The 2,500-nt window shown below is 47.0% G+C and carries 2 rRNA genes (1 of these 2 cut by a window edge); both read right to left on the reverse strand.

Annotated elements, in window-relative coordinates:
- Window positions 1-44 precede the first annotated feature (44 nt).
- A 5S ribosomal RNA gene (rrf, locus tag R3X25_RS15065) occupies window positions 45-153 on the reverse strand.
- Between the two features lie 78 nt (window positions 154-231).
- Window positions 232-2,500 (reverse strand): 23S ribosomal RNA (locus R3X25_RS15070); it runs 612 nt beyond the window's last position.

A 2,500-nucleotide genomic window follows, 5' to 3' on the forward strand; every position in this document is an offset into this window, starting at 1 on the left:
AAAGCAAAAAACCTTCATTAAATACATAATGAAGGTTTTCAAAAGAAAGGCGGTGACATACTCTCCCACCAGTGGCAGTACCATCTGCGCTAATAGGCTTAACTTCTCTGTTCGGTATGGGAAGAGGTGAGCCCTATTGCTATAACCACCTTAAGTTGTTTAGGTTACTAACCTTATGAGTTAACATACTGAAAAAATAATATCATAAATCAAATAAAGAAAAAAAATCGCACATAAAAGCCTATGGGTTATTAGTACTACTCGGCTATGACATTACTGCCGTTACACCTATAGCCTATCAACGTGGTAATCTCCCACGACCCTTTAAAGAAATCTCATCTTGTGGTGGGTTTCGCGCTTATATGCTTTCAGCGCTTATCCCTTCCCAACGTAGCTACCCAGCAGTGCTCCTGGCGGAACAACTGGTACACCAGAGGTTAGTCCAACACGGTCCTCTCGTACTAGTGTCAGATCCACGCAAATTTCTAACGCCCGCTACAGATAGAGACCGAACTGTCTCACGACGTTCTGAACCCAGCTCGCGTGCCACTTTAATGGGCGAACAGCCCAACCCTTGGGACCTTCTCCAGCCCCAGGATGTGACGAGCCGACATCGAGGTGCCAAACCCCCCCGTCGATATGAGCTCTTGGGGGAGATCAGCCTGTTATCCCCGGAGTACCTTTTATCCTTTGAGCGATGGCCCTTCCATGCGGAACCACCGGATCACTATGCTCTTGTTTCCAACCTGATCGACCTGTATGTCTCTCAGTCAAGCACCCTTATGCCATTGCACTCTACGCACGGTTACCAAGCGTGCTGAGGGTACCTTTAGAAGCCTCCGTTACTCTTTTGGAGGCGACCACCCCAGTCAAACTACCCACCAAGCACTGTCCCCATCACTGGGTTAGGCTCTAGATAAGCAAAGGGTGGTATTTCAACAGTGACTCCACAACGCCTAGCGACGCCGCTTCAAAGTCTCCCACCTATCCTACACATTACTTATCCAAAACCAATACTAAGCTATAGTAAAGGTTCACGGGGTCTTTTCGTCCCGTAGCGGGTAATCGGCATCTTCACCGATACTACAATTTCACCGAGCTCATGGCTGAGACAGTGTCCAGATCGTTGCACCATTCGTGCAGGTCGGAACTTACCCGACAAGGAATTTCGCTACCTTAGGACCGTTATAGTTACGGCCGCCGTTTACTGGGGCTTCATTTCATTGCTTTGCCGAAGCTAACAACTCCATTTAACCTTCCAGCACCGGGCAGGTGTCAGACCCTATACATCATCTTTCGATTTAGCAGAGTCCTGTGTTTTTGATAAACAGTCGCCTGGACCTTTTCACTGCGGCCCATCCGAAGATGGGCGACCTTTCTCCCGAAGTTACAGGTCTATTTTGCCTAGTTCCTTAGCCATGAATCTCTCGAGCACCTTAGAATTCTCATCCCAACTACCTGTGTCGGTTTACGGTACGGGTTCTTATAATCTGAAGCTTAGAAGTTTTTCTTGGAAGTTCTTAATCACACTATCTACGCCGCCGAAGCTTTGTAGTACTATCCCACTTTAGCAAGAGCTACGCATTTAACTATAGCTCCTATACCTACATGGTTCAACGTACTATTCCGTCAGTACGCGGTGAGTTCATTACTCCGTCCCTCCATCGCAATTATAAGAAGTACTGGAATATTAACCAGTTGTCCATCCACTACCCCTTTCGGGTTCGCGTTAGGTCCCGACTAACCCTCAGCTGATTAGCATCGCTGAGGAAACCTTAGTCTTTCGGTGTGCGGGTTTCTCGCCCGCATTATCGTTACTTATGCCTACATTTTCTTTTGTAATCGCTCCAGCAAACCTTATCAGTTCACCTTCAGCGCTGATTACAATGCTCCCCTACCAGTTATAATAAATTATAAATCCATAGCTTCGGTAATATACTTATGCCCGATTATTATCCATGCTCGATCGCTCGACTAGTGAGCTGTTACGCACTCTTTAAATGAATGGCTGCTTCCAAGCCAACATCCTAGCTGTCAATGCAATCAAACCTCGTTAGTTCAACTTAGTATATATTTTGGGACCTTAGCTGATGGTCTGGGTTCTTTCCCTCTCGGACATGGACCTTAGCACCCATGCCCTCACTGCTGTGTATATTTTATAGCATTCGGAGTTTGTCAGGAATTGGTAGGCGGTGAAGCCCCCGCATCCAATCAGTAGCTCTACCTCTATAAAACTTTACCACAACGCTGCACCTAAATGCATTTCGGGGAGTACGAGCTATTTCCGAGTTTGATTGGCCTTTCACCCCTACCCACAGGTCATCCAAAGACTTTTCAACGTCAACTGGTTCGGTCCTCCACTGTGTGTTACCACAGCTTCAACCTGCCCATGGGTAGATCACTCGGTTTCGCGTCTACTACTACTAACTAAAGCGCCCTATTCAGACTCGCTTTCGCTACGGCTCCGTGACTTAATCACTTAACCTTGCTAGCAACAGTA

It is taken from the genome of Lutibacter sp. TH_r2, assembly GCF_033101135.1.
Lineage (GTDB): Bacteria > Bacteroidota > Bacteroidia > Flavobacteriales > Flavobacteriaceae > Lutibacter.